We start from the raw sequence: 24,585 nt of genomic DNA on the forward strand, positions 1-24,585 counted from the left end.
ATTTCGCGAGAATGTCGCTTTTCCTAAACGAAAGCGCGTGAATTTGAAACCATTTCCGAACGGTCAGCGATCAAGGCGAGCCAAGGTAGAAACCATGACATGCAGAAGTTCGCCACTACCTGCCGCCAAAGCGCCGTGTTGCACGCGCGCGCTCGCATAATGCGGCCGTTCGCCCGACGGATCGAGCAGCCTTCCGCCCGCTTCCCAAAGGATGAGATCGGCAGCCGCGATGTCCCAATCATGGGAATTGGGCCTTACGAAGGTCGCATCCAGTCGACCCGCTGCAATCATGGCAACGCGATAGGCCAGCGACGGGACATAAGATATGTGCCGCATCCTAGCCTTGAGCGGCGCGGGCAGCGCACTGAGCAACGGATTGGGACCGCCGATGGATGGCGCGGCACCGATGGGCGGCACCGCAAGCCGCTCCCCATTCAGGAAGGCCCCGCCCCCGGGCAAGGCTGTGAATGTCTCGCCCTTGGCAGGGCACTCCAGCACACCGGCAATCGTACGTCCGTTGTCGACCACGGCGGCACTGACGCACCAGACATCGCCGCCGGCGAGGAACCCGCGTGTACCGTCGATCGGGTCGACCACGAAGGTGCGCCGCCGGTCCAGCCGCGAAAGATCGTCAGCCGTCTCCTCGGACAGCCAGCCATAGTCGGGGCGGGCGGCCAGAAGCGTTTCGCGGAGAAATTTGTCCGCAGCGTAATCGGCCTCGCTGACCGGCGATTGGCCGGTCTTCATCCACACCTCTGGATCCTTGCGGAAATAACGCAGCGCGATGCGCCCGGCCTCGGCAGCGGCCTCGCGCAAAAGCTCCAGGTCGGCTTCCGCGTCCGGATATGTCTCAACTGCCTGCAAGGGTCATCCCTTCGATCAGCAGCGTGGGGGCGGCGGTGCCGAAATGGCGGTCGATATCGCTGGCCGGAACCATGCGCAGGAACATGTCCTTGAGATTGGAGGCGATGGTCACTTCCGAGACCGGATAGGCCAGCTCGCCATTCTCGATCCAGAAGCCGGATGCGCCGCGGCTGTATTCGCCCGTGACCATGTCGACGCCCTGGCCGAACACCTCGGTGACGTAGAAGCCGCTCTTGATGCCGGCAATCATGTCCTTCGGCGCCATGTCGCCGGGCTCGATGGAAAAATTGGTCGAAGACGGCGAGACCGACGAGCCGCCGCGTGCGCCGCGCCCGTTGGTCTTGAGGCCGAGTTCACGCGCGACCGAGGTCGACAGAAACCAGTGGTTGAGCACGCCTTTTTCGACCATGATGAGCGTTTCACCCTCGACACCCTCGCCGTCGAACGGGCGTGAGGCCTGGCCGCGGCGCTTCAGTGGCTCGTCGATGGCGGTAATGCCTGCGGAGGCCACCTGCTTGCCCATCATCTCGCGCAGGAAGCTGGTCTTGCGCGCAACCGATGCGCCGTTGATCGCACCGGCGAGATGTCCTGCAATGCCGCGTGCCACGCGCGGATCGAACACGACGTCGACCTGCCCAGTCGCAGCCTTGCGCGCATTCAGCCGGCGCACGGCGCGCTCTCCCGCGCTGCGGCCGATAGTCTGGGGGTCTTCGAGATCGGAGAAATGCTGACGCGAGGAGAAGTCGTAATCGCGCTCCATACCGGTCCCCTCGCCGGCGATGACGCTGACGGAGCGTGAAAAGCGCGAGCCGACATAATGGCCGACGAAACCGCTCGAGGTAGCCAGAACCAGCCCGCCGAGACCGGCGCTTGCGCCACTGCCTGCGGAGTTTGCTACGCCTTTCACCGAAAGCGCCGCCTCCTCCATGGCAAGCGCGGCGTCCTTGAGCTGCTCGGCGGAAACAGTCGTCGCGTCGAACAGGTCGAGATCGCGGATCTTGGTGGCGAGCAGCGCCGGATCGGCAAGCCCCTGATAGGGATCTTCAGGTGAAACCTTGGCCATGGCGATGGCGCGCTCGGCAAGCGTCGCCGGATCGGAGGCAACCGTCGCGGACACGCTTGCGACGCGATTGCCGACGAAGACACGCAGCGACATGTCCTCGCTTTCCGAGGCCTCGGTGTTTTCCACCTTGCCCAGACGCACGGAGACGCCCGCCGAGCGGCCGCGCACCGCCACCGCATCGGCTGCGTCGGCGCCGGCTTTGCGGGCGGCTTCGACCAAAGCGGCAACGCGATCGGTCAATTTTGCGGCGTCGGTGGTGTCAGTCATGAAATCCTATCCGGCTCACCCATAAGGGCGCGACAACTCAGTTCGTCTGCACCATCTATTGTCCTGCATCGGCTTGTGCAATGGCCCGGCTCATGGTCAAACCGCTGCGAAGCTGTCGGCAGGCCCACAAATCCGGGAGGAGAAATCATGGCGGATGCTCGCGTGTTGGGCAACGACGCCAAGTTCACCACCGGATCGACCATGCGCCATGTGATCGTCATGGCGGGTACGGGCTCGATCGGCCTGATCGCGGTTTTCATCGTCGATGCGCTGAACCTTTTCTACATTTCCATGCTCGGTGTGGAGGAACTCGCCGCCGCCATCGGCTTCGCGTCGACCCTTCTGTTCTTCACCGTCTCGATCTCGATCGGCTTCACCATTGCCTGCAGCGCGCTGGTCTCGCGCGCGCTTGGACGCGGCAGCCGCGAGGATGCGGCGCGTATGGCCGGCGCATCACTGGTCTATACCGGTCTCGCCTCGGGCTTGCTGGTGACCCTCGCCTGGCCCTTCCTGCACACGCTTTTGGGCTGGATCGGGGCAACCGGCGAGACGCTGCGGCTGTCGACGCGCTTCCTGCAGATCGTCCTGCCGTCGATGGTGGTGATGTCGCTTGGCATGTGCACAACCGGCATCCTGCGCGGCGTGGGCGATGCGCGGCGCGCCATGTATGTGACGCTCGGCGGCGGGATCGCGGCTGCGGTGCTCGACCCGCTGTTCATCTTCGGCTTCGACCTCGGGCTCGATGGCGCGGCCATCTCGACGGTGCTGTCGCGCTTCGTGCTGCTCGGCATCGGCCTGCATGGCGCCCACATCGTGCATCGGCTTATCCGCTTTCCCGACCTTACCCGGCTCAGGGAAGCCGCCAGACCGTTTTTCGCCATCGGCCTGCCTGCCCTGCTGACGCAGATCGCAACGCCCATCGGCAACACCTTCGTGACGGTGCAGATCGCTGCCTTCGGCGACCAGGCGGTTGCAGGCTGGGCTGTCATCGGCCGCATCATTCCGGTTGCCTTCGGCGTCATCTTCGCGCTCTCGGGCGCCGTCGGGCCGATCCTGGGACAGAATTTCGGCGCCCGGAAATACGACCGTCTCATCGGCACGATGCGCGATTCGCTGACTTTCACCGTGATCTACGTTCTCGCGGTCTGGGCGCTTCTGGCAATCTTCGCCAACTCCATCGCCGATCTGTTCGGCACCCAGGCGCTGGCGCGCGACCTGATCCTGTTCTTCTGCCATTTCGCGGCCGGCAGCTTCCTGTTCAACGGGGCGATTTTCGTTTCCAGCGCTGCCTTCAACAATCTCGGCTACCCCACCTATTCGACCGTCTTCAACTGGGGCCGCTCGACGCTGGGCGTCATCCCCTTCGTCTGGATCGGCGCGCATTATTGGGGCGTGTTCGGCGCGCTCGCCGGTTGGGGCCTCGGCGCTGTTGTGTTCGGTATCCTGTCGGTCGTGGTCTGTTTCAGGGTGTTGCGCGGCATCGCCGCCCAGCCGCCCGCGCCCGATCCGCACATGCCGGCGCCGCCGCCGTCAGGCGATTCGCCGTTTTCCAGCGACAAAGCCGCGACCATTTCCTGATTAGATCAAGCTTCGAGCAGTGGCGTCAGCGCCCGCTTGAGGTCGTCCTTGGTCGAAACGGTCGCGGCCATGATCTGATCGGCTTTCAGGAAGTCGAGCACGCGAAAGCGCGACACCGGCGGGCGCAGGAGAATGTCGGGCTGGCATCGCTGCAGTTGGCCGGTGATAATGGACTGCATCATCAACTGGCCGGCGCCGAACATCAGGTCGAGAGTGCTCGGGCGCTTGTCTTCGCTCGGCACTGGCCCGCCAACGACCTCGACGGCAATGACGATATCGGCCTTGCTCATCAGGATGTCGAAAGGCACCGGATTGTAGATGCCGCCGTCGATATAGAGACAGCCGTCACGGGTGACGGGCCGGAACGCCGCCGGGATGGCAGAGGATGCGGCAATCGCGGAGTTCAGGTCGCCGCTGTCGAAGACCGCAAGCTTGTGACCGAAATAGTCGGTCGCGGTGACATGCAACGGGATGTGCAATTCCTCAAACGTATCCGGCACCGCTTCAGGCAGGAAAGCCTTTAGAACGCGCTCGATGTTGAATTGCCCGAGCCGGAAGCCGCGGTCGACGATCTCGGCAAACGAACCCGGCCGCGCCTTCCAGATGCGGCTGGCCACCTCGGCCCGCCGCCCCAGCATGGTCAAGGCGTAGTGGTGGATGTCCTTGCCGGTCATGCCCGACGCCATGGCCGCCCCCATGATCGAGCCGATCGAGGATCCGGCGATGGCCACGGGTTTTACCCCAAGGTCGTCCAGAGCCTCGATGGCGTGGATATGGGCGAGCCCGCGCGCGCCTCCGCCACCGAACGCGACGGCAACGGACCTGCTCATCCCTTGCTCTCACCCAGCGTGCCGGCCGGGCCGAGGATCATGACGGCCGGCTCGGTGGTCAACAGACGCTTGGCAGCGGCCTTGACCTGGTCGAGCGTGATTGCCTCAAGCAGCGCGGTACGCTTTTCCATATAATCGATACCGAGATTGTCGCGCTGCATCACCAGAAGTGTGCCGGCGATAGCCTGCGACGAGTCGAGATTGTTGATGGCATAGGCGCCGATGACGTATTTCTTGGCGGCATCCAGTTCCTCCTGCGTCGGGCCCTTCTCGGCCATGTCGCGAATCACGTCGCGCATCACCTGAAGCGCCTCGGCCGCACGGTCCGATCGCGTTGCGGTGCCGATGGTCAGGCTGGTCGAGTGGCTCTGGTTGGAAAGGCCGGAGTTTACGCCATAGGCCAGGCCTCGCTTCTCGCGAACCTCTTGAAACAGCCGGGACGTAAACGTGCCGCCGCCCAAAATCTGATTCATCAGCGCAGCGGCCAGATACTCGGAATCGCCACGCTTCAGGCCGGGATAATAGAGGTGCAGGGAGGTCTGCGGCAGGTCGTACTCATATTGCGAGACTTGGTCGAGCTTCGGGTCGACATCGGCAACCGGCACAAGATCGGCCTTCTCGGGCAGATCGCCGAACACCTCGTCGAGCTTCTTCTTCAGCGTGTCCGCGTCGATGGCGCCGACGACGGCGACGCGCAAATTGTCACGCGCGAAATTCGCCTTGTGGAACGCCTTCAGATCGTCGCGGGTAATCGAGGCCAGCGTGGGCTGGGTGCCCTGATCATCCCGCGCATAGGGATGGTCGCCGTAAAGCGCCTTGGCCCATTGCCGGCCCGCCAAAGTCTGCGGATCACGCGCGGAAGCGACGATGCCCGACACGATCTGGTTGCGGATGCGGTCCATCGGCGCCTGGTCGAAGCGCGGCTGCTGAACGGCTAGCTTGAGAAGATCGAAGGCCTCGTCCTTCTTGTCCGCCAGCATGCGCATCGAGCCGCTGACGGCGTCGTTGCTCTCCTTGAAGCTCATTTCGGCGCCCGCATCGTCCAGTTTGATCTGGAACGCATCGCTGTCGAGGTCGCCAGCACCTTCGTCGAACAGGCCGGTCATCAGGTTGGCGAGGCCCTCCTTGCCAACGGGATCCTGCGTGCTGCCGCCTTCGAACGCGAATTGCACAGCCACGATCGGCACCGAATAGTCCTCGACCAGCCAGGCGGTGACGCCCTTGTCGGATTTGACCTCCTGGATCTTCACCGCGGCCTGCGACGCAGCGGCAAAGGCCAGCACGAAGGCCATGGAAGCGGCAAGCAGGATGGATGGGGCAGCAAGCCTTGCACGGAGCATATTGGTCATATCAGTTCTCCACCGGCTGTGCGGGCATGAGGTAGCCGGCAACGGACCTTGCCGGGTTCAGATAGCGAGCGGCGACCGCCTTCACCTGATCGGCGGTGACGGCCTGGATACGGTCGGGCCATTTCTCGACATCCTCGACGGTGCTGCCTGTGCTCAGCGCGCTGCCGTAAATCCGGGCCATGCCGGACTGGTTGTCGCGTGCAAAGATCATGCTGCGGACGAAACGGTCCTTGGCGCGCTGCAGTTCGTCGTCGGTGACGCCGTCCTTGACGATGCGGGCGAGCTGCGCATCAACCGCTTCCTCGACCTCATCGATCTTGTTCTCGCCCAGCGGCGCGCCATAGACGGTGAAGCTGGTGTCGTCGAGCATCGAGCCTTGGAAGTAAGCGCCAGCCGACGATGCCAGACCGTTCTTGACCACCAGTTCCTGATAAAGGCGGCTGCGCATTCCACCACCCAGAATTTCCGACAGCAGGTCGAGGGCTTCGGCCTCGCCGTCCTTTGCCGTCCTGTAGGATGGAACCACCCATGACTTCGAAAAGCTCGGCACGGAGACACGGGGATCGGACATGACCACGGTGCGCTTGGTGTTCTGCTCGGGTTCGCTGGGGCGGATACGTGGCGGCAGATCCGGACCGCGCGGCACCTTGCCATAGGTCTCCTCGGCGAGCTTCTTCACCTGTTCGGGCTCGACATCGCCGGCGACCACCAGCACCGCGTTGTTGGGTGCATAAAAGGCGTCGTAAAATGCCGTTGCATCGACCCGATTCAGCTTTTCCATCTCGTGCATCCAGCCGATGACCGGTATCCGATACGGCTGATTCTGATAAAGCGTGGCATTGACTTCCTCATCCAGAAGCGCGTCGGGGCTGCCTTCGATGCGCATGCGCCGCTCTTCGAGCACCACGTCGCGCTCGGGACCGATGACATCGTCGGTGAGGATCAGATTGCGCATCCGGTCCGCCTCGTAGGTCATCATCGTCTGAAGCACGTCAGGGGCTACCGTCTGGAAATAGGCGGTGTAGTCATAGGACGTGAAGGCGTTCTGCTCGCCGCCGATCTCGGAGACCTTGGCGTCGAACTCGCCGGCCTTGTGCGTCTTGGTGCCTTTGAACATCAGATGTTCGAAGAAATGAGCGATGCCAGACTTGCCGGGCGGCTCATCCGCGCTGCCTGCCTTGTACCACACCATATGGGTGACGATGGGCGCGCGATGATCGGGAATGACCACGACCTCCATGCCATTGTCCAACTTGAAGTCGGTGACTTTCCATTCGCTCGCCGGCGCTTCTGCCAGGACTGGAACGGAGAACGTCAGGCACAGTGCGACTGAGGCCGACAGCAGGCGTCCGGCCCGCAACACTTCCAAATTCATCGATGACTCCCTGCAGGAACTGCGATGGCAGGCTTATAAGCCGAACCGCTTATAGTCGAAAGTTAAGTCTTGGTCATAATGGGATTGAAAGAGGCCGAACTTCGACGGGCCGCCAAAAGCTCTGACGTAATCCGCCCATTCAGGCCGAAAGCCCGCAGGGTCGGGCGCGCGTGCGGTCAACACCTCGTGACAGGAAACCGACTAAAGCGAGACGCTCGTCCAATCCTGTCAAAAACATGTCAACAAAATGCCGATTGCCCTTGAACGGTCCAAATTCACGAATACATAGCCTCCTAATAATATGGAAAAGCCCTCGGACATCGTGGCACGCATGGATTCGTTGACCGTAAAGACCGTCTTCGTCGAGGAACTCCTGAAAGCGAACAGGAAGCTGCAGGCTATTTTCGAAGCGAAAGCCAAAGAGCAAGGCCTCACCTTCTCGCGGGCGCGCATGCTGATCTATCTGGCGCATCATGAAGGCGTCACCCAGTCCGAACTTGCTACCGTCTTCGAAATTGAACAGCCGTCCGTCGTAGGGCTTATCGATGCACTGGAGAAGAAAGGCTTCGTCGAGAGGCGTTCCGTGGCGGGCGACCGACGCGCCAAGGGCATTGTGCTGACTGACGTCGCGCGCGCCGAGGCCAAGAAGATGTTTCTCTTTCTGGATCAGGCCCGAGTTCAAATGCTGGATGGAATTAAAGACGATGAAATCCAGGTGGCGGCGAGTGTTATACTTCGGCTGTCGATGAATATTGAATCAGGAATGCTACATATGATGTAATTTTAGAAATTGTATTTCAATATATATTTTATACTTTTTATTTTTACAATATAATTAGGTTAGCTAATATAATTATTGGTATTTCTAACTCTTTTTTTTATTGTATTTTTCTTTTTAAGTCCTTCCAATTTCCAAAATAGCGATTACATACGCTACACCGAATGAGAGTTCATAAGGCATTCGGGGGAAATATTTTAAGGAAGATGAATATGAAGAAGATAGCTATTGCAGTCGCCGCCGTTGCTCTGTTTGCTGGAGCAGCCAATGCGGCAAGTTCAGTAAGTGGTACTGTCAGTGCTTATAATGCAGAAGCACGCGTGATCACCTTCGACAACGGCAAGAGCGTCAGCGTTCCTCTGGATGTTGCCATTCCTGCCAGCCTGCAGGTCGGTGGTCAGGCGTCCATTGCTTTTGACAGCGAGGGTGATCGGGTCAACGCGGTTTTCACACGCTGATCGACCTCAGCAGGGCTGCGTTCAGGCGCGGCCCATAAAACCAGCCTGCCTCCAGCCCGGAGGCAGGCTTTTTTTCTGCAATGTGTCAGTCGAGCCTGATGAAGCGGATAACGGTTTCGCCATAGGCGCGTTCGTCGATCACCGAAAACCCCTCGCCCGGTTCGAAGCTTACGGCCGCGGTTTCCTCGACCACGCACAGCGCGCCCGGCGCAAGCCATCCGCCTGTGCGCGCCGATTGCAGCGCTTTTTCACCAAGGCCTTTGCCATAGGGTGGGTCGGCAAAGATCAAGGTGAACGGCGCAAGCGTGCCGGCCGCACCCATGCCCGTGGCGTCGCGCCGGAAAATCTTTGTCCGGCCGGTCAAGCCGAATGCCTCGACATTGGTACGGATGAGCCCCCGGCCTTCAGCCGATTCCTCGATGAAGACACAGTAGGACGCGCCGCGAGACAGAGCCTCGATTCCCAATGCGCCGGTGCCGGCGAACAGATCGAGGACGCGGGCGCCTTCGAGCACGTCGCCGAAGCGATGCGCCAGCACGTTGAACACGGCCTCCCGCGCGCGGTCGGTGGTCGGGCGTATCGCGGCATCACGCGGGGTGGCGAGCGGCCGACCCCTCAGGTCGCCGCCGACAACCCGCATTATGGACGATCCTTGCGCGGTCCGCGCGGACGGTCGCCCGAGGGACGGCCACGCGGCTTATCGCCGCCTCGGTCATCGTCGCGAGGCGGACGGCTCGGCGCCGATTTCGCGCCTTGCGGCCGCGCACCGGGCGCCATCCAGACATTGGCCTTGCGCACGCCGGGCGGATCGATCGGCTTCTGGTCGCGATCGTCCTTCTTGCGGCCACCGCCGGCAGGCTTGCCCGCGAACTTGCCGCCACCGGCGCCGCGGTCGGGCTTGGTCGACAGACGGCCCAGCATGTCCTCGCGGTGGCGTTCCTGGTCGCGCTTGCGGTTCTTGATCAGCCCGCCCTCGCCGATGCGGCCGCGCTCGCCGTCGCGCATGATGCGCGGCTTGGCGGGTGCCTCCTCCTCCGGCCGCTCATTGCGCTTGACCGGGCGGTTTGAGAACGGGGTGGCGATGTCGGCCTCGAAATTCGCCCCCGATTCCTCCACCAGCTTGTCGCCGAGCTGGTCGCGCAGCGTACGGCCCTTGATCTCCTGGACATGGCCTTCGGCCAGTTCGCCGAGCTGGAACGGCCCGTAGGAGATGCGAATCAGACGATTCACGTCCAGCCCCAACGCGCCGAGGATGTTCTTGACCTCGCGGTTCTTGCCTTCGCGCAGACCGATGGTGATCCAGGCATTGGAGCCCTGCTCGCGGTCGAGCGTGGCTTCGATCGAGCCGTAGAACACACCGTCGACGGCAATGCCGTCCTTCAGCCCATCGAGCGTCTTCTGCTCGACCTTGCCATGAACGCGGACGCGGTAGCGGCGCAGCCAGCCGGTGGCCGGCAATTCCAGCACACGAGACAGTCCGCCGTCATTGGTCAACAGCAGCAGGCCTTCGGTGTTGATGTCGAGCCGGCCGATGGTCATCAGACGCGGCAGACCTTCCGGCAGCACGTCGAAAACCGTCTTGCGGCCTTCCGGGTCGCGGTTGGTCGTCACCACGCCCGAAGGCTTGTGGAACAGGAACAGGCGTGTGCGCTCAGGCGCGGGAATCAGCGTTTCGTCGAGATGGATGACATCCTCGGGCATCACGTTGAACGCGGGCGATGCCAGAACCTTGCCATTGACGCGGACACGACCCGCGGCGATCAGCTCTTCCGCATCGCGGCGCGAGGCGATGCCGGCGCGCGCTAGGCGCTTGGCGATGCGTTCGCCGGGCTCGACCTCTTCCTCGGTGGAGCGGGGTGCGAATTTGCGCGGCGCGCTGTCGCGCTTTTCGAAGCCGCGATCCTCATCCCTTCTCCCCTCGGGCCGTGGCCCGGAGCGGAACGGCCTGTCGCCGCGCGGCGGACGCGCTTCGCCGTCACGTGGGCGTTCGCTGCGCTGAAACTCGCGCGGCGCGCGTTCGCCCTCTTCCCGGCGCGGACGGAAGGGCTTGCCTTCGCCACCCTCGCGCGGACGGAACTCCCTGTTGGGCCTGTCGCCATCCTCGCGGCGGGCGCGGTATGGCTTCGCGTCACCACCGGCGCCGTCAGCGGGCTTGCGTTCGAAGCGGCCGGGACGCGCGGCACCGCCTTCGCGCGGCTTGAAGTCGCCGCCCTCACGTGGTGGCCCCTTGCGATACGGCGTATCCGAGCGCTGGGCGCGTGCCTCGCCGTCGCGGGACCGGAATTCCCGGTTCGGCCTGTCGCCGTCCTCGCGGCGCGCGCGGTATGGTTTTGCTTCTCCGCTGGCAGCGCCATCGGCAGGCTTGCGGTCGAAGCGGCCGGGCCGTGCACTGCCGCCTTCGCGCGGCTTGAAATCGCCCCCTTGGCGTTTCGGGCCTTTGCGGAATGGGGCTTCCGACCGTTCCGGCCGAGCTTCACCGTCCCGCGCGCGGAAATCGCGCTTGGGGCGCTCGCCGGTGCTGGCGCCTTCGGCGGGTCGCGCCGCATAGGGTTTCTTGCCGAAGGGCTTGCCGCCCCCGGCTGCGACCGGCTTGCCGAACTTGCGCGAGCCGTCGCTCCGCGCCACGCCGGCGGGTTTACGGTCACCAGCCTTTTTAAATCCGCCCTTGCGCGGCTGGTTTTTCTTGTCGTCGTCCATAAGAATGTGGCCTTTGTTCTTCCGCACGCTCCATGCGGGGCAACCGTGAACACGCAAAAAGACGCTCGATGGGTCTACGATTGCGCTTGATCGGTTCCGGCTTCCGGGGTCAAGCGGTCAATAACAGGATCATCCGCCGGTTGCGAGGGATATTATGGACGGTATGACTGCATGACGCGGCCGGATTTCATGGCGCTGGCCTTCGCCGAGGCGCGGGCGGCGCAGGCGCGCGGCGAAGTGCCGATCGGCGCCGTGGTTGTGCGCGACGGAACGGTGGTTGGCGCGGGCGGCAACCGGACGCGCGAACTGTCGGACCCGACCGCCCATGCCGAGATCGTCGCGATCCGCCAGGCGGCTGAAACACTGGGCTCTGAGCGGCTTGTCGGACACGACCTCTATGTGACGCTGGAACCCTGCCCGATGTGCGCGGCGGCGATATCCTTCGCGCGCATCCGGCGGCTCTATTTTGGTGCTACCGACGAAAAGGGCGGCGCGGTGACAAGTGGCGTCAGGCTCTATGCGCAGCCGACCTGCCATCACGCGCCGGACGTCTATTCAGGCATCGGCGAGATCGAGGCTCAGGTGCTGCTGAAAGATTTCTTTCGCGAGCGGCGCGAGCCCTGACCACCGTAAGCCCGCGTGAAAATGGGAAAGCGGGTGACAGGCCTGCCCTGTTCGGATAATTCCGGCGTTCCAGAATGTTCATCCAGACCTGTTGAGGAGCCGCAATGGCGACACATCCCCTGACCATCGCCTCGCTTGCTTCGATCAGTGGCCGCTATTCCGCCCTGCTCTGCGACGTCTGGGGCGTGGTCCACAACGGCGTCGAGCATTTCCCGGTCGCTACGGCGGCGCTCAAGGCTGCGCGCGAACGCGGCCTGGCGGTCGTCTTCATCACCAATGCCCCGCGTCCGCGCGACGGTGTGATCACCCAGATCGAAGCGCTCGGCGTGCCTCGCGACGCCTGGGACCGGATCATCACCTCCGGCGACGTCACCCGTGACCTCATCGCCGAAGGCCCGCGACGCATCTTCCATATCGGGCCGGAGCGCGATTACGCGCTTTATGAAGGGCTGGATGTCGACATCGTCGAGGAATTCGAGGCTTCCGCCGTCGTCTGCACCGGCCTGTTCGACGACGAGACCGAGACGCCGGACGATTACGCCGAAATGCTGCGCCGCCTGCGCGCCCGCAACATTCCCTTTATCTGTGCAAACCCCGACATCGTTGTGGAACGCGGCGAAGATCTGGTCTGGTGCGCCGGGGCACTGGCCCGCGACTATGGTCAGCTCGGCGGTCGCACCCTGGTTTCCGGCAAACCGCATGCGCCGATCTACGAAGCAGCGCTGAAGGCTGCCGGCGAGGTCCTGGGCCGCACTGTGAACAAGGACGAGGTTCTGGCCATCGGCGACGGCATGGTCACCGACGTCAAGGGTGCGGCCGACAACGGCATCGACGTGCTCTATGTCTCCGGCGGCATCCACTCGCGCGACTATGGCGACCCGCTCGCCCCCAATGCGGAACGTCTGGCCGACTTCCTCGGCCAGCACGGCTATGAGCCGGTCGCGACATTGCCGAGACTGCGGTAACGGCCATGGCGGGCACCGTGGTTCACCTGCGCGGACACGAACCAGTTCCGGCCGAGCTGCGCGGCGGCGTGGTCGCTATCGGCAATTTCGACGGCATCCATCGCGGCCATCAATCGGTGCTGGAAAAGGCGATCGAGGAAGCCGGCAGGCTCGACGTGCCGGCCCTGGTCCTCACCTTCGAGCCGCATCCGCGAAAAGTGTTCCGGCCCGAGGTGCCGCTGTTCATCCTGACGCCGCCGCCGATGAAAAGCCGGCTCTTGTCGAAGCTCGGTTTCGCTGGTCTTGTCGAGCAGCCCTTCACGCGAGACTTCGCCGCGCGCACGGCGGAAGATTTCATCTCGGGCGTTCTCATCGACAGGCTCGGTATCCGGCATGTCGTGACCGGCTTCGACTTTCATTTCGGCAAGGACCGGCAGGGCGGCCCGGCCTTCCTGATGCAGTCCGGGGAACGCCATGGCTTCGGCGTCACCCTGGTCGACGCCTTCCGCGACGAAGGCACGGAGATCGTCTCGTCAAGCCGTATTCGCGGCCTTCTGGCCGAGGGCGACGTCTCGCAGGCGGCTGGCCTGCTGGGCTATCGCTACACGGTCGAGGCCGAGGTGATCGGCGGTAAGCGATTGGGCCGAACGCTCGGCTATCCCACGGCCAACATGAAACTGTCAGCCGAAAACGGCCTACGCGAAGGCATCTATGCGGTGCGTTTCCGCCGCCCGGACGGCTCCCTACACGATGGGGTGGCGAGCTTCGGCCGGCGCCCGACCGTGACCGAGGATGGCGCGCCGCTGCTGGAAACCTTCCTGTTCGACTTTTCCGGCGATCTCTATGGCGAAATCGCCGCGGTATCGTTCTTCGGCTGGATCAGGGGCGAGGAAAAATTCGACGGGCTAGGACCGCTCGTGGCCCGGATGAAGCAGGACGAGGCGGAAGCCCGTGCGCTTCTCGCAGGCGTGCGCCCCATCTCCGGTCTCGACTCCACCATCTGCTTCTGAGTGCAGGCCGATAGCCGTGCCAAAGCGCGCTGCGGCGGGGTCGCGCCATCACGCCTTGCGAAGGCCAAGGCCGAAGGCAATGAAGGTGACGCCCTGAAAGATCAGGTCGACTGCAAGGAAGATGCCCAGGACCCACAGGCTGTTGGCAGGCCAACCGCTGAAGATGATGAAACCGGCGAGCACGGTGATGACGCCGCCGAAGGCGACCCAGCCCGAGCCATTGCCGACGCGACCCGAGACGGCCACCCAGATGCGCAGCAGACCCGATGCCACGAGGCTCACGGCAATGAAGACAGTCAGCACGCCCGCCGCCAGAATGGGATTGTAGAAAACCAGCAGGCCGGCAATGGCATAAAAGATACCGCTCAAAAGCCACAGGAAGAATTTTCCCCAGCTCTTCACGCCGAAGGCATGGATGATCTCGACGATGCCCGCGGCCAGCATCAGCATGCCGACGAACCAGACCGAAGCAACGGTTGCCACCAGCAGGTTTCCGGCAGCGATGAAGCCAAAGATCAGCAGCAGCACGCCAAGTGCGACGAACCATCCCCACTTGGCTTTTAGTTCCGAACTGTCGAAAGTCTGGCTTGCCAACACCATGGTCCCTGTCTCCCCTGGAGTATTGATATCCAATCCGCCAGCAACGACGTTACTCCTCGGCCTGTCGAGCGTCCAGCGACGCCTGGTGCAAACATGCCGCAGCCCTAACGAAACCCATCCCGATTAAATCAAATTTTACCGCATATGCGGCAAAGGCATGTATAGGCTTTGTTTTGAGTGTGCCTGTGGAGTGATGCTATGAGCATTGTGCGATATTCTGCTGCGGTGTCTTTGGCTGCGCTGATGATGGTGCCCGCCGCCGCCTCGGCTGAGACATTCGACTGGATTGCCGGCGAATGGTCCCTGGAGCTGGGCGCCACCGGCATGATCGCTCCGGGCTTCGAAGGCTCCAAGAAATACAAATTCACCGCCATCCCCGTCTTCTCACTGGGCAAGTCGGGCAACGACACCCGCTTTTCCTCGCGCAACGACAGCATTTCCTTCGCGCTGATCGACGATGGGAACGTTCGCGTTGGTCTCGCCGGACAGTTTCTCTGGAAAGAGGAATTCGACGGCATCGATGGGCTCGACCCGGTGCGCTGGGGCGGCGAGCTCGGCGGCTTCTTCGAATTCTATCCGCTGGACTGGATGCGCGCCCGCGCCGAACTGCGCTACGGCATCCGCGCCCATAACGGCTTCGTGGCCGACTTTTCGGCGGACGTGTTCAAGGACGTCACGCCCGACATTCGCATTTCCGCCGGCCCACGCGTCTCGCTCGCCAGCGCGGATTTCTTCGACACCTATTTTGGCGTCAGCGCCGAGGAATCCCAGCGCTCGGGCGTCAGCGAATACGATCCCGGCGGCGGTTTCCGCTCCGCCGGCGTTGGCGGTGCCATCAGTTGGAAAGCCACCGACAACATCACCGCCAACCTGTTCGGCGAATATTCGCGCCTGATGGGGCCGGCAGCCGATTCCAGCATCGTGCAGGAGCGTGGCTCGCGCGACCAGTTCACCATCGGCCTTTCCACCTCCTACCGCTTCGACTTTCGGCTGTAGAAGGCCTTTTCAATCCTTGCACGCTCCACTAAAAGCGCTGCTATGATGACGCTGGCGCCCTTCGCGGCCACGATACGAATTACCGGCCCGGTGTTCCGGGCGGCTTGAGGCCGCCGGAACAGCCGGGTTTTTGCGCGCCTCCCCTCGCGCTTTTTTCATTTCATGGTAGTTGAACGCCCGAGGCGCCCTGCCCGGCAACCCATTTGGCAAGACAGATGACCGATACGTCCGAAAAGCTCGATTATTCGAAGACCCTCAATTTGCCGCAGACGGATTTCCCGATGCGCGCCGGCCTGCCCGAAAAAGAGCCGGCAACCGTTGCCCGCTGGCAGAAGATGGACCTCTACAAGCGCCTCCGCGAAAGTGCCGCCGGCCGCGAGAAATACGTGCTGCATGACGGCCCGCCCTATGCCAACGGCAACATCCATATCGGCCATGCGCTGAACAAGATCCTCAAGGATGTCATCACCCGCTCGTTCCAGATGCGCGGCTACGACAGCAACTACGTGCCCGGCTGGGACTGCCACGGCCTGCCGATCGAATGGAAGATCGAGGAAAAATACCGCGCCAACGGCAAGAACAAGGACGAGGTGCCGATCAACGAATTCCGCAAGGAATGCCGTGAATTCGCCGGCGGCTGGATCAAGGTTCAGGCCGAAGAATTCCAGCGGCTCGGCGTCATCGGCGATTTCAAGAATCCGTATCTGACGATGAGCTACCACGCGGAATCGCGCATCGCCGGCGAATTGTTGAAGTTCGCCATGTCGGACCAGCTCTATCGCGGCTCCAAGCCGGTGATGTGGAGCGTGGTCGAGCGCACCGCCTTGGCCGAAGCCGAGGTCGAGTACCACGACTATGAGAGCGACACGATCTGGGTGAAGTTTCCTGTCGCTGGAATGGTTAGCATCTATGATTATGATAGCATCAAGGCTCGGTCCGTCCCGACTTCTGATGTAGAACCATTCGCCAAAGATAGTCCATTTAACGGCGCCTCCGTCGTCATCTGGACCACAACCCCTTGGACCATCCCAGGCAACCGGGCCGTGGCTTATTCGCCGCGTGTTTCCTACGGGCTCTACGAGGTGACAGCCGCCGAAAACGATTTCGGTCCTCGCCCCGGCGAAAAGCTGATCTTCGCGGACGCACTGGCCGAAGACTCGTTCTCGAAGGCAAAGCTCGAGTACAAACGGCTGCGGGGCGTGAGTGCCGACGAACTCGCGGGCCTGACGCTCGCGCATCCGCTGGCGGGTATGCGCCCAATCTCCCCCCATGCGGGGGAGATGTCGGCGCAGCCGACAGAGGGGGGCGCTGTCCCGCAACCCGTTCAGCCATATGACATGACACATGGGCACTCCACAAAGCTGGAGTTTGGTGAGGCGGTCGCCTACTCATTCCCTGTCCCCATGCTGGCCGGCGACCACGTCACCGATGATGCCGGCACGGGCTTCGTGCACACCGCGCCCGGTCACGGACGCGAGGACTTCGACGCCTGGATGGACGCAGCGCCCGCCTTGCGCCAGCGCGGCATCGAAACGCTGATCCCTTTCACCGTCGACGATGCCGGCTTCTTCACCAAGGATGCGCCGGGTTTCGGTCCGGATCGCCAGGGCGGGCCTGCGCGCGTCATCGACGACAACGGCAAGAAGGGGGACGCCAACAAGGCCGTGATCGACGCGCTGATCGCCCAAAACGCGCTGTTTGCGCGCGGACGGCTGAAGCACAGCTATCCGCACAGCTGGCGCTCCAAGAAGCCGGTGATCTTCCGCAACACGCCGCAATGGTTCGTCCATATGGACAAGGAACTGGGCGACGGCACGACGCTGCGCAGCCGCGCTCTGTCGGCCATCGACGCCACGCGTTTCGTGCCCGAGGCCGGTCAGACGCGCCTGCGCGCCATGATCGCCGACCGTCCCGATTGGGTGCTGTCGCGGCAGCGCGCCTGGGGCGTGCCGATCGCTGTCTTCGCCGACGAGGACGGCAAGGTTCTGAAGGACGAAGCCGTCAACCAGCGCATTCTCGATGCCTTCGAGGCCGAAGGCGCCGACGCCTGGTTTGCCGAGGGCGCGCGCGAGCGCTTCCTCGGCAACCGCGCCAATGAACCGTGGACGATGGTCACCGACATTCTCGACGTGTGGTTCGACTCGGGCTCGACCCACACCTTCACGCTGGAAGATCGTCCCGACCTGAAATGGCCGGCCGACGTCTATCTCGAAGGCTCCGACCAGCATCGCGGCTGGTTCCATTCCTCGCTGCTGGAAAGCTGCGGCACACGCGGTCGCGCGCCCTACAATGCGGTCGTAACCCATGGCTTCACCATGGACGAGGAAGGCCGCAAGATGTCGAAGTCGCTCGGCAATACGGTCGTTCCGCAGGATGTCATGAAGCAGTCCGGCGCCGATATATTGCGCCTGTGGGTCATGACCACCGACTATTGGGAAGACCAGCGCCTCGGCAAGAACGTGCTGCAGACCAATATCGACGCCTATCGCAAGCTGCGCAACACCATACGCTGGATGCTGGGCACGCTCGCGCATGACGACGGCTCAGAGGTCGCGGTCAAGGACATGCCGGAACTGGAGCAGCTGATGCTGCACCGGCTGGCCGAGCTGGACGCACTCGTCCGCGCCGGCTACGACGCCTTCGAGTTCAAGCGCATCACGCGCGCCCTGCTCGACTTCATGGTGGTGGAACTGTCGGCCTTCTATTTCGACATCCGCAAGGACTCGCTCTACTGCGATGCGCCGTCCTCGACCAAGCGCAAGGCTTCGATGCAGGTGGTGCGCCATCTCTTCGACTGCGTGGTGAAGTGGCTCGCGCCGATGCTGCCCTTCACCACCGAGGAAGCCTGGCTCGACCGCAACCCCGGTGCCGAATCCGTGCATCTCGAGCAGTTCCCGGAAATTCCGGCCGACTGGAAGAACGAGGCGTTGGCCGCCAAGTGGCAGAAGGTGCGCCAGGTGCGCCGCGTCGTCACCGGTGCGCTGGAAATCGCCCGCGCGCAGAAGGTCATCGGCTCGTCGCTGGAAGCCGTGCCGGTGGTTTATCTGACGGACGATGCTTTGGCCCAAGCGATTGCGGGCGTCGACATGGCCGAAATGGCGATCACCAGCGATCTGGTGATCTCGCGCGAGGCAGCGCCCGCGGGCGCGTTCACCCTGGACGACGTGGCGGGTGTATCCGTCGTCGTGGAAAAGGCGGTGGACCATGGCCTGGTCAAGTGCGCGCGGTCGTGGCGCTACACCGCCGATGTCGGCTCCGACGCCGACTTCCCCGAGGTTTCGGCGCGTGACGCGGCTGTTCTGCACGAGTTGCAGGCGCTTGAACGGATCTGATCGGGTTGCGCAAATGCAACGGCTTGGGGGCGAAAGCCCCTCCGCCGTTGCCCTTGACGGACCGTTAAGGTAAAAGCGCAAAACTCCGCAGACAAATTGTCGCCGGATTTTGGTCGGATGAGCAAGTAGCGGCGCAGCTTTTGGATGGCTGGGTCGAAATGGATGGTGAGCGCGGTCTCCACCGGGCTCTGGCGAGAGGCGATCGAGTGGATTTTGTTGGCATGACGGATCGTAAAATTCTGCGCGGCCTTTGGCTCGCGCCGCTCGTGGTCTCCGGCTTGGCCATGACGGGCTGCGCCAGCGCACCGACCTACGGCACCGACAAGTCGGCCAGCGAGCAGCTCGCGGGCGATTTGACCGGCATGTTCTCGCTGGCTCCCAAGACCAACAACATCAACTACAAGCCGCGTCCCGAACTGGTGAAACCCGCGCCGGGCCAGAGGGAACAACTTCCCGCGCCGCAGGAAAACATCGTCGTCGCGGATGCCGCGCAATGGCCCGAATCGCCCGAAGAGCGCCGCAAGCGCATTCGCGACGAGGCCACCGCCAACCAGAACAACCCGTTCTACAAGCCCCAGGTCGTCAACGACATGACCGCGCTGAACGGCCCCGACATGAGCACATGGACGCCTGCGCAGCGCAAGGCCGAGATCGAGCGCCGCCTGCGCGAAAGCAAGCAGGGCAGCAGCAACACCCGCCGCTATCTCAGCGAACCGCCGCTGGCCTATCGCGCGCCTGCCGCGACAGCCGCGCAGAACGAGTTGGGCGAGGACGAGTTCAAGAAGGAACGCGCCCGCAAGCGCGCCGCCAAGGGCGGCAGCGGCCTGTTCGATTGGCTGCCCAGCTTCTAAAACAGTACGGCAATCAACCTGATTTAACGAAGACGCGAGGGTCCTGCCCTCGCGTTTTTCGTTTCGGGGTAAGCCGAAAGCGCGGCCCTATTCGCCCTGCGCCTCGATAAGCTGCCGGGCGCTCTGCTCGTCCGTGATCAATACGGTGGGGCTGACGAGTTTCATCGCGCCCAGCAGCGCGTCGATCTTTTCCGGGCCGCCCGAAGTCAGGATGCGCATCGGCGCCTTGCGGATACGGTCGACGTCGACCGACATGCCGAGATCGTTGATGCGGTGGTCGACCAGTTTTCCGGCCTTGTCGAAGAAATGGAACAGCAGATCGCCCACAGCGCCGCTGGCGGCCAGCTTGAGGCGCTCGTCCTCTGTCAGAAACCCGCCGCGATAGAAGGTGCTGGCCGAGGCGATGTCGCCGACGCTGACCAGCACCGCATCGAGCTTGTCGGCGAGCGTGAAGATTTCCGACAAGCCGCAGCGCTCGATCAGCGCGCGCTTGGTCTCCACGCTGTCGACGACGGCGGGCGCCGGGATAAGGTAGCCATCGCCCTGGAATATCTGCGCGAAGCGCCAGGCGAATTCAGCGGGATTGGATTTGCGCGCCACGCCAACGCCGCCGAGCAGCGAGATGACGCGGAAATCGGCCAGCGGCCTTGGGCTGATATGCGGCAAGGTGCCGAACAGCGTGCGGCCCCAGCCGACGCCCACCGACATGCCCGGCTTCATCGCTTCCGAGAGAAAATAACCGGTGGCCGCTCCGATGACCGGAATGGGATTGTCGCCGCCGGAGGAGAACGGCGCGACGATGGCGCGCTCGATGCCGAATTTCTGCTCGAGCGCCCTCTCCTGCCGGATGATGTCGGAGAGCTCGCCCTCGATGGCGATCCGCACTTCGTTGCGCGCGCGGGCTTCCGCCAGCATCCGCACAACGGTGACGCGTCCGACGCCGAGCACCTCGGCGATGTCGTTCTGGGTCATCTGCTCGACGAAATACATCCAGGCGGCACGGACCCTGAGTCTGTCCGAGCGGCTGTCGGAAGGGCCAGCATCGGTGCCGGCGGTTTCCACAGCCTGTGATTTTCCGCTTCTGCCCTTTGATTCCGTTTTCACGCCGATCCCCCGTCTCAGCTCATGATGTTTCAAGGAAAGCGGCCGGGGTCAAGAACGGAAGTATCCGAGCCGGTCTGGCGGGCGGACCATCGGCGATGCCGGCCGTCGCGATCTGGGTCACGAAGAATCGCTTATCGTGCAGCGGCAGAATCCAGTATGATGAATCGGCTCGCTTGCTGAAGACGACAGGAGGATATCGCTATGCTGAGAAGCTTTTCCGAGGAGGTTGTGGTCAACCTGAAGGATCGCCTTCGCGATGTGCGTCATTTCGTCCGCTCGAGCCGGCACGATCATCCCGGCGGTCCGCGTCGTCCCGCGGCGGCCGACCCATTCGCGCCTCCGGTCGAGATCGAGCGATTGCTGAGCCGCGCCGCCAGCGTCGTCGATGACACGCTGACCGTGGCTGAAACCGTGTCGCGCTCGCTGCTTCCGGTCGTTCGGGGCGACGATGGACGGCACCTGCACGGCTTCGACAGCTATTTCCCGACGGGCGGCGGCATAGACGGGGAGCGGCTGTTCCGTCGCGACCTCTATGCCGCGCTCAAGGCCTGGCAGCGCCATGGCGGCGACGACCGCGAGCCCGTGCACGAAGCGAATTTCGCCCAGGTTCATCTGACGATCCGCCGCCATCATGCCGCGTTGCTGACCGCCATGCGCGCGGCGGAGGGCGAAGACCGCATCGATGCGGTAGCCAGCATCGCAGCGGCTGTTCTGGTGGCGCTGCTTGCCAGCCGGCCGTTCATGGCCGATTCGGAAGGCGATGGACTGCATCCCGACCTGCGTTCGCTCGCGCCGGTGGTGCTGGCCGCGGGCATCGTCACGCTCTCGCCATCGGACATGGGCGAAGCCGAACTGGTCGAGACTGCCGCCATGGCCGTGGATGCAAGGCTCGACCGCATCGCAACGGCCCTTGCCGGGCCCCGACCCATAGAAGACGTAGCTACTGTGTTCAGCGTTCTTCTGGCGCATCTTCCGTGACCTGAAAGACGAATCGAAGCAATGGCTTGCAACCGTCTATTGCATCAGCCTGGCAACCCCTTGCGATAGTGGGTAAGTTTGAAATTTGAGACTGCCTACTCAACGCGGACGCGAGCTACCTTCGAGTCGTAGCCGAAAACACGCTTGCCATCGTCGTACTCCGCTCGCTCTCCATCGAGCAGCCAGATCAAGGCAGGGTGCTGACAATCAGTGCGCCCGCACATGGTCGAGGTCTCAGGGTAGCCGAGAGGATTTACAGGGTCGCGGCTATAGACGTTACCGTTGCGGCCTTCAGGATATCCGTGAGCAGAGCAGCGTGCCAATGCCATTAAAGCCTCCATTTGTTGAGAGGCTTCCTAGTAAGAGCATTTTCTCGTGGGAAACTAGTTCAGGAAACGAAATTATTTTCGTACGTCTTACCCGATAGTGATTCAAGCAGCAGGTCGAACCTGAGCCTCACTTGCCGAGGTCCATGACGCATTTCTTCGCCCGCTGGATCGAGGCCGGGCTCATGCTGAGTTCGGTCAGGCCCATCCGAATGAATTCAGGGATCAGGTCGGGACGGCCCGCCGCCTCGCCGCACATGCCGACCATGATGCCGGCTTCCCGGCCCGCCCGCGCAGTCATCTCTATGGCCATCATGACGGCAGCGTTCGAGACGTCGTTGAGCCGCGCCACGGTCGGATTGAGCCGGTCGGCCGCCATAATGTACTGGGTCAGGTCGTTGGTGCCGATCGAGAAGAAGGCGGATTCCTTGGCCAGCATGGGAGCCACCAGCACGGCGGCCGGCGTCTCGATCATGACTCCGAGCTGAAAATCCCCGAAGGCGATGTTTTCGGCGGCGAGTTCCGTCTTGCACGTCTCGACCAGCGCGCGAGTCCGGCGGATTTCCTCGATGTCGGCAACCATCGGCAGCATCACCTTGACGTTGCCATGCACCGCCGCGCGCAAGAGCGCCCTGAGCTGCGGCTTGAAGATGTCGGGACGGTCCAGGCACATGCGGATGCCGCGCCAGCCGAGGAAAGGGTTTTCCTCCTCGGGAAACTCGATGCCGGAAATCGGCTTGTCGCCGCCGATGTCGAGCGTTCGCACGATCACCGGATAGGGCGCAAACGCCTTGGCCAGCGCCGAATAGGTCTCCGCCTGCATGTCTTCGGACGGCAGGTGCATGTGGCGCATGAACAGGAGTTCTGTGCGGAACAGGCCGACCCCCATCGCGCCGGCATCGAGCGCGGCCTCGATCTCCTCGAGCGATCCGAGATTGGCCGCGATTTCGATGATGGTGCCATCGGCGCGCCTGGGCGTGCTGTCGCGGAACGCCTTGAGCGCTTCGCGCTCGCGCGCGGCTTCCTCGATACGCGACCGAAAATCCGCCAGAACCTTGCCTTCGGGATTGGCCACCGCCTGGCCGCGATGACCGTCGATCGCAACCTCGCGGGCATCGCGCAGCTGTTCGATCCTGGCGCCCATGCCGAGAATGGCCGGAATGCCGTGGGAGCGCGCGATGATGGCGATATGCGATGTCGCCCCGCCCTGCCCGCAGACGATGCCGCCAATGCGCTTCAGCGGTGCGCGGGCGAGATCCCAGGCGCCGATATCGTCGGCAATGAGGATGGCGCCGTCGGGAATGTCTTCGAGGCTGGCGTCGGACTGGCCGAGCAGCGCCAGGCATATCTGCCGTCCCACGGAATGCACATCGTCGGCTCGCGCATTGAGATAGGGATCGTCGACCTTACCGAATTCGGCGGCGATTCGGGACGACGCCGCGATGACGGCGGAGACCGCGTCGCTCCCGCCTCGGATTTCGGCCGCGACGCCGTCGCGCAATTCGTCATCGGCGGCTATGTCGCGAAGCGCGGCGACAATGCCCCTGTCGTTGCCCGACAGCGTATCCGACGCCAGCGAGGCGTTCATACGCGCCTGCACCGTCTCGACCGCCTCGGCGAATCGCTGAAGTTCCGGTTCGATCTCGGCGGGGGACAGCGTACGGCTCTCCGGCTTGATGACGGCGGGAAAGTGCGGAAAGGCGGCGCCAACAGCATAGCCCTCGCTGGCGGCGACGCCCTTCAGCGCACCGGCGATGTCTTCGGCAAAGGCTTGAGCTTTCGACGGCTCATCCCGGAGCGTGTCGCCGGCCGAAGGCTGCGGCTCGGCAGGGGCTGCATCTTCAACCATGCCCGAAAGAGGGTTTTCGAGATAGCCGATCAACGCTTCGACGGCCTCGATCTCGTCGGCACCGCTCGTGCGAATCGTGACCTCGTCGTTTTCCTTGACGGCCAGAAGCATCAGCTTGACCGCGCTCTTGGCGCTGGCGGCCTTGCCGCTCTTGATAATCTCGACCTCGCTTTCGAAGCTCTTTGCGAGCTTGACGAAACGGGTGGCCGGCCGGGCGTGCAGCCCTTCATGCACTCTGACGATCGTCGAGCGTTCCATGATCAGATCTCTCTTGCGTTGAAGCTTGCCGCCCAGAAGTTTTGGGAGGCATGCTCGACCTCCTGCGGGGCGATCAGCTGCCGATGGTGATCGTCGTCCCGGGCTTCAGCGCCGCGACAAGCGCCTCGCTGTCCAATGCCGAAGCGCAGATTTCGCCGGGCCGTTCGGCAGCGTCCGAACCGTTGAAATTGATGACGACATGGCCGATCTCGACCACTTTGCTCCAGGCGCTGTTGCCCAAAGCGGTAATCTCGCCGGACAGAGCGCCAATGGAAATGGCAGCGCCCACAGCGGGCGCCTCGTCGCTGGGGCCGACCTCGCTCTTGTGCAGGACCGAGACCTCTGCCAGTTCCGGCGGCGCACCGTCCGCGAACAGGATCAGAACGCCGCCCTCGGCCAGTTCCGCGACCTCGGGACCGACTGCCGTGATGAGCGTCTTGAGATGAACTGCCAT

At 63.2% G+C, this 24,585-nt stretch carries 21 protein-coding genes; 10 read left to right on the forward strand and 11 right to left on the reverse strand.

Annotation, left to right across the window (positions count from 1 at the left end; all coding sequences use genetic code 11):
• Window positions 1–63: 63 nt before the first annotated feature.
• Together ICI42_RS13605 and ICI42_RS13610 are read right to left on the reverse strand one after the other, a co-directional pair.
• A complete protein-coding gene (locus ICI42_RS13605; RefSeq protein ID WP_188165137.1) occupies window positions 64–864 on the reverse strand; it encodes a 3'(2'),5'-bisphosphate nucleotidase CysQ in 801 nt (266 codons plus the stop codon).
• Window positions 851–2,194 (reverse strand): TldD/PmbA family protein, encoded by a 1,344-nt coding sequence (locus ICI42_RS13610; protein ID WP_188165138.1) that lies wholly within the window; start codon window positions 2,192–2,194, stop codon window positions 851–853. Before ICI42_RS13610 ends, ICI42_RS13605 begins: the two co-directional genes overlap by 14 nt.
• A 147-nt stretch (window positions 2,195–2,341) precedes the next feature.
• On the opposite strand from ICI42_RS13610, the gene ICI42_RS13615 reads away from it, so the two are divergent.
• Entirely contained in the window at window positions 2,342–3,772 is a 1,431-nt protein-coding gene (locus tag ICI42_RS13615) for an MATE family efflux transporter (RefSeq protein ID WP_230980357.1), read from the forward strand.
• A 5-nt stretch (window positions 3,773–3,777) separates the two neighbouring features.
• Here ICI42_RS13615 and ICI42_RS13620 read toward each other — a convergent pair whose 3' ends face one another.
• The 3 genes from ICI42_RS13620 to ICI42_RS13630 are packed head-to-tail and all read right to left on the reverse strand — an operon-like array spanning window position 3,778 to window position 7,326.
• Window positions 3,778–4,602: a patatin-like phospholipase family protein gene (locus ICI42_RS13620; protein ID WP_188165139.1), complete on the reverse strand. Its 825-nt coding sequence runs from the start codon at window positions 4,600–4,602 to the stop codon at window positions 3,778–3,780.
• The gene (locus ICI42_RS13625; protein WP_188165140.1) at window positions 4,599–5,951 is read right to left on the reverse strand and encodes a M16 family metallopeptidase; all 1,353 of its coding nucleotides are present in this window, start codon (window positions 5,949–5,951) and stop codon (window positions 4,599–4,601) included. Before ICI42_RS13625 ends, ICI42_RS13620 begins: the two co-directional genes overlap by 4 nt.
• Before the next feature lies 1 nt (window position 5,952).
• Window positions 5,953–7,326, reverse strand: a complete 1,374-nt coding sequence (locus ICI42_RS13630; RefSeq protein WP_188165141.1) for a M16 family metallopeptidase — start codon at window positions 7,324–7,326, stop codon at window positions 5,953–5,955.
• Window positions 7,327–7,657: 331 nt separating this feature from the next.
• On the opposite strand from ICI42_RS13630, the gene ICI42_RS13635 reads away from it, so the two are divergent.
• Together ICI42_RS13635 and ICI42_RS13640 are read left to right on the forward strand one after the other, a co-directional pair.
• Complete coding sequence (locus ICI42_RS13635) at window positions 7,658–8,107, forward strand: MarR family winged helix-turn-helix transcriptional regulator (RefSeq protein ID WP_188165142.1); 450 nt, start codon at window positions 7,658–7,660, stop codon at window positions 8,105–8,107.
• A gap of 209 nt (window positions 8,108–8,316) precedes the next feature.
• Entirely contained in the window at window positions 8,317–8,562 is a 246-nt protein-coding gene (locus ICI42_RS13640; RefSeq protein WP_188165143.1) for a hypothetical protein, read from the forward strand.
• 85 nt (window positions 8,563–8,647) lie between these two features.
• Here ICI42_RS13640 and rsmD read toward each other — a convergent pair whose 3' ends face one another.
• Window positions 8,648–9,202, reverse strand: coding sequence for a 16S rRNA (guanine(966)-N(2))-methyltransferase RsmD (gene rsmD, locus ICI42_RS13645; RefSeq protein ID WP_188165144.1), 555 nt, complete (start codon window positions 9,200–9,202; stop codon window positions 8,648–8,650).
• Window positions 9,202–11,259 carry a pseudouridine synthase gene (locus ICI42_RS13650; RefSeq protein WP_188165145.1) on the reverse strand — a complete coding sequence of 686 codons (2,058 nt, stop codon included), beginning with the start codon at window positions 11,257–11,259 and terminating at the stop codon, window positions 9,202–9,204. The genes rsmD and ICI42_RS13650 overlap by 1 nt, the downstream gene beginning before the upstream one ends.
• A 171-nt stretch (window positions 11,260–11,430) precedes the next feature.
• Between ICI42_RS13650 and ICI42_RS13655 the strand changes: the two genes are divergently transcribed.
• The 3 genes from ICI42_RS13655 to ICI42_RS13665 all read left to right on the forward strand — a co-directional run bounded on the left by ICI42_RS13655 (window position 11,431) and on the right by ICI42_RS13665 (window position 13,837).
• The gene (locus tag ICI42_RS13655) at window positions 11,431–11,883 is read left to right on the forward strand and encodes a nucleoside deaminase (RefSeq protein ID WP_188165146.1); all 453 of its coding nucleotides are present in this window, start codon (window positions 11,431–11,433) and stop codon (window positions 11,881–11,883) included.
• 104 nt (window positions 11,884–11,987) lie between these two features.
• Window positions 11,988–12,848, forward strand: coding sequence for a TIGR01459 family HAD-type hydrolase (locus ICI42_RS13660; RefSeq protein WP_188165147.1), 861 nt, complete (start codon window positions 11,988–11,990; stop codon window positions 12,846–12,848).
• A 5-nt stretch (window positions 12,849–12,853) separates the two neighbouring features.
• Window positions 12,854–13,837: a bifunctional riboflavin kinase/FAD synthetase gene (locus tag ICI42_RS13665; protein WP_188165148.1), complete on the forward strand. Its 984-nt coding sequence runs from the start codon at window positions 12,854–12,856 to the stop codon at window positions 13,835–13,837.
• A gap of 48 nt (window positions 13,838–13,885) precedes the next feature.
• On the opposite strand, the gene ICI42_RS13670 is transcribed toward ICI42_RS13665, so the two are convergent.
• The gene (locus tag ICI42_RS13670) at window positions 13,886–14,437 is read right to left on the reverse strand and encodes an HdeD family acid-resistance protein (protein WP_188165149.1); all 552 of its coding nucleotides are present in this window, start codon (window positions 14,435–14,437) and stop codon (window positions 13,886–13,888) included.
• Between the two features lie 198 nt (window positions 14,438–14,635).
• On the opposite strand from ICI42_RS13670, the gene ICI42_RS13675 reads away from it, so the two are divergent.
• The 3 genes from ICI42_RS13675 to ICI42_RS13685 all read left to right on the forward strand — a co-directional run bounded on the left by ICI42_RS13675 (window position 14,636) and on the right by ICI42_RS13685 (window position 19,616).
• Window positions 14,636–15,433 carry a MipA/OmpV family protein gene (locus ICI42_RS13675; protein ID WP_188165150.1) on the forward strand — a complete coding sequence of 266 codons (798 nt, stop codon included), beginning with the start codon at window positions 14,636–14,638 and terminating at the stop codon, window positions 15,431–15,433.
• A gap of 215 nt (window positions 15,434–15,648) precedes the next feature.
• Complete coding sequence (ileS, locus tag ICI42_RS13680) at window positions 15,649–18,765, forward strand: isoleucine--tRNA ligase (RefSeq protein ID WP_188165151.1); 3,117 nt, start codon at window positions 15,649–15,651, stop codon at window positions 18,763–18,765.
• A gap of 221 nt (window positions 18,766–18,986) precedes the next feature.
• Entirely contained in the window at window positions 18,987–19,616 is a 630-nt protein-coding gene (locus ICI42_RS13685) for a hypothetical protein (RefSeq protein ID WP_188165152.1), read from the forward strand.
• Between the two features lie 87 nt (window positions 19,617–19,703).
• Here ICI42_RS13685 and ICI42_RS13690 read toward each other — a convergent pair whose 3' ends face one another.
• Window positions 19,704–20,720, reverse strand: a complete 1,017-nt coding sequence (locus ICI42_RS13690; RefSeq protein WP_407945160.1) for a sugar-binding transcriptional regulator — start codon at window positions 20,718–20,720, stop codon at window positions 19,704–19,706.
• Window positions 20,721–20,921: 201 nt separating this feature from the next.
• Here ICI42_RS13690 and ICI42_RS13695 point away from each other — a divergent pair, with 201 nt between their 5' ends.
• Complete coding sequence (locus ICI42_RS13695; RefSeq protein WP_188165153.1) at window positions 20,922–21,698, forward strand: hypothetical protein; 777 nt, start codon at window positions 20,922–20,924, stop codon at window positions 21,696–21,698.
• A gap of 456 nt (window positions 21,699–22,154) precedes the next feature.
• Here ICI42_RS13695 and ptsP read toward each other — a convergent pair whose 3' ends face one another.
• Window positions 22,155–24,131 (reverse strand): phosphoenolpyruvate--protein phosphotransferase, encoded by a 1,977-nt coding sequence (gene ptsP / locus ICI42_RS13700; RefSeq protein ID WP_188165154.1) that lies wholly within the window; start codon window positions 24,129–24,131, stop codon window positions 22,155–22,157.
• Between the two features lie 73 nt (window positions 24,132–24,204).
• Window positions 24,205–24,585 carry a PTS glucitol/sorbitol transporter subunit IIA gene (locus ICI42_RS13705; RefSeq protein ID WP_188165155.1) on the reverse strand — a complete coding sequence of 127 codons (381 nt, stop codon included), beginning with the start codon at window positions 24,583–24,585 and terminating at the stop codon, window positions 24,205–24,207.

Origin of the sequence: Oryzicola mucosus (genome assembly GCF_014534685.1) — a bacterium.
In the GTDB taxonomy this organism is placed as follows: Bacteria; Pseudomonadota; Alphaproteobacteria; order Rhizobiales; family Rhizobiaceae; genus Oryzicola; species Oryzicola mucosus.

Excerpts from the sequence above, each read along its gene's own strand:
- ICI42_RS13610 (WP_188165138.1), bottom strand. The coding sequence starts at position 2,194 with ATGACTGACACCACCGACGCCGCAAAATTGACCGATCGCGTTGCCGCT.
- ICI42_RS13615 (WP_230980357.1), top strand. The coding sequence starts at position 2,342 with ATGGCGGATGCTCGCGTGTTGGGCAACGACGCCAAGTTCACCACCGGA.
- ICI42_RS13620 (WP_188165139.1), bottom strand. The coding sequence starts at position 4,602 with ATGAGCAGGTCCGTTGCCGTCGCGTTCGGTGGCGGAGGCGCGCGCGGG.
- ICI42_RS13625 (WP_188165140.1), bottom strand. The coding sequence starts at position 5,951 with ATGACCAATATGCTCCGTGCAAGGCTTGCTGCCCCATCCATCCTGCTT.
- ICI42_RS13630 (WP_188165141.1), bottom strand. The coding sequence starts at position 7,326 with ATGAATTTGGAAGTGTTGCGGGCCGGACGCCTGCTGTCGGCCTCAGTC.
- ICI42_RS13635 (WP_188165142.1), top strand. The coding sequence starts at position 7,658 with ATGGATTCGTTGACCGTAAAGACCGTCTTCGTCGAGGAACTCCTGAAA.
- ICI42_RS13640 (WP_188165143.1), top strand. The coding sequence starts at position 8,317 with ATGAAGAAGATAGCTATTGCAGTCGCCGCCGTTGCTCTGTTTGCTGGA.
- rsmD (WP_188165144.1), bottom strand. The coding sequence starts at position 9,202 with ATGCGGGTTGTCGGCGGCGACCTGAGGGGTCGGCCGCTCGCCACCCCG.
- ICI42_RS13650 (WP_188165145.1), bottom strand. The coding sequence starts at position 11,259 with ATGGACGACGACAAGAAAAACCAGCCGCGCAAGGGCGGATTTAAAAAG.
- ICI42_RS13655 (WP_188165146.1), top strand. The coding sequence starts at position 11,431 with ATGACGCGGCCGGATTTCATGGCGCTGGCCTTCGCCGAGGCGCGGGCG.
- ICI42_RS13660 (WP_188165147.1), top strand. The coding sequence starts at position 11,988 with ATGGCGACACATCCCCTGACCATCGCCTCGCTTGCTTCGATCAGTGGC.
- ICI42_RS13665 (WP_188165148.1), top strand. The coding sequence starts at position 12,854 with ATGGCGGGCACCGTGGTTCACCTGCGCGGACACGAACCAGTTCCGGCC.
- ICI42_RS13670 (WP_188165149.1), bottom strand. The coding sequence starts at position 14,437 with ATGGTGTTGGCAAGCCAGACTTTCGACAGTTCGGAACTAAAAGCCAAG.
- ICI42_RS13675 (WP_188165150.1), top strand. The coding sequence starts at position 14,636 with ATGAGCATTGTGCGATATTCTGCTGCGGTGTCTTTGGCTGCGCTGATG.
- ileS (WP_188165151.1), top strand. The coding sequence starts at position 15,649 with ATGACCGATACGTCCGAAAAGCTCGATTATTCGAAGACCCTCAATTTG.
- ICI42_RS13685 (WP_188165152.1), top strand. The coding sequence starts at position 18,987 with ATGACGGATCGTAAAATTCTGCGCGGCCTTTGGCTCGCGCCGCTCGTG.
- ICI42_RS13695 (WP_188165153.1), top strand. The coding sequence starts at position 20,922 with ATGCTGAGAAGCTTTTCCGAGGAGGTTGTGGTCAACCTGAAGGATCGC.
- ptsP (WP_188165154.1), bottom strand. The coding sequence starts at position 24,131 with ATGGAACGCTCGACGATCGTCAGAGTGCATGAAGGGCTGCACGCCCGG.
- ICI42_RS13705 (WP_188165155.1), bottom strand. The coding sequence starts at position 24,585 with ATGGCAGTTCATCTCAAGACGCTCATCACGGCAGTCGGTCCCGAGGTC.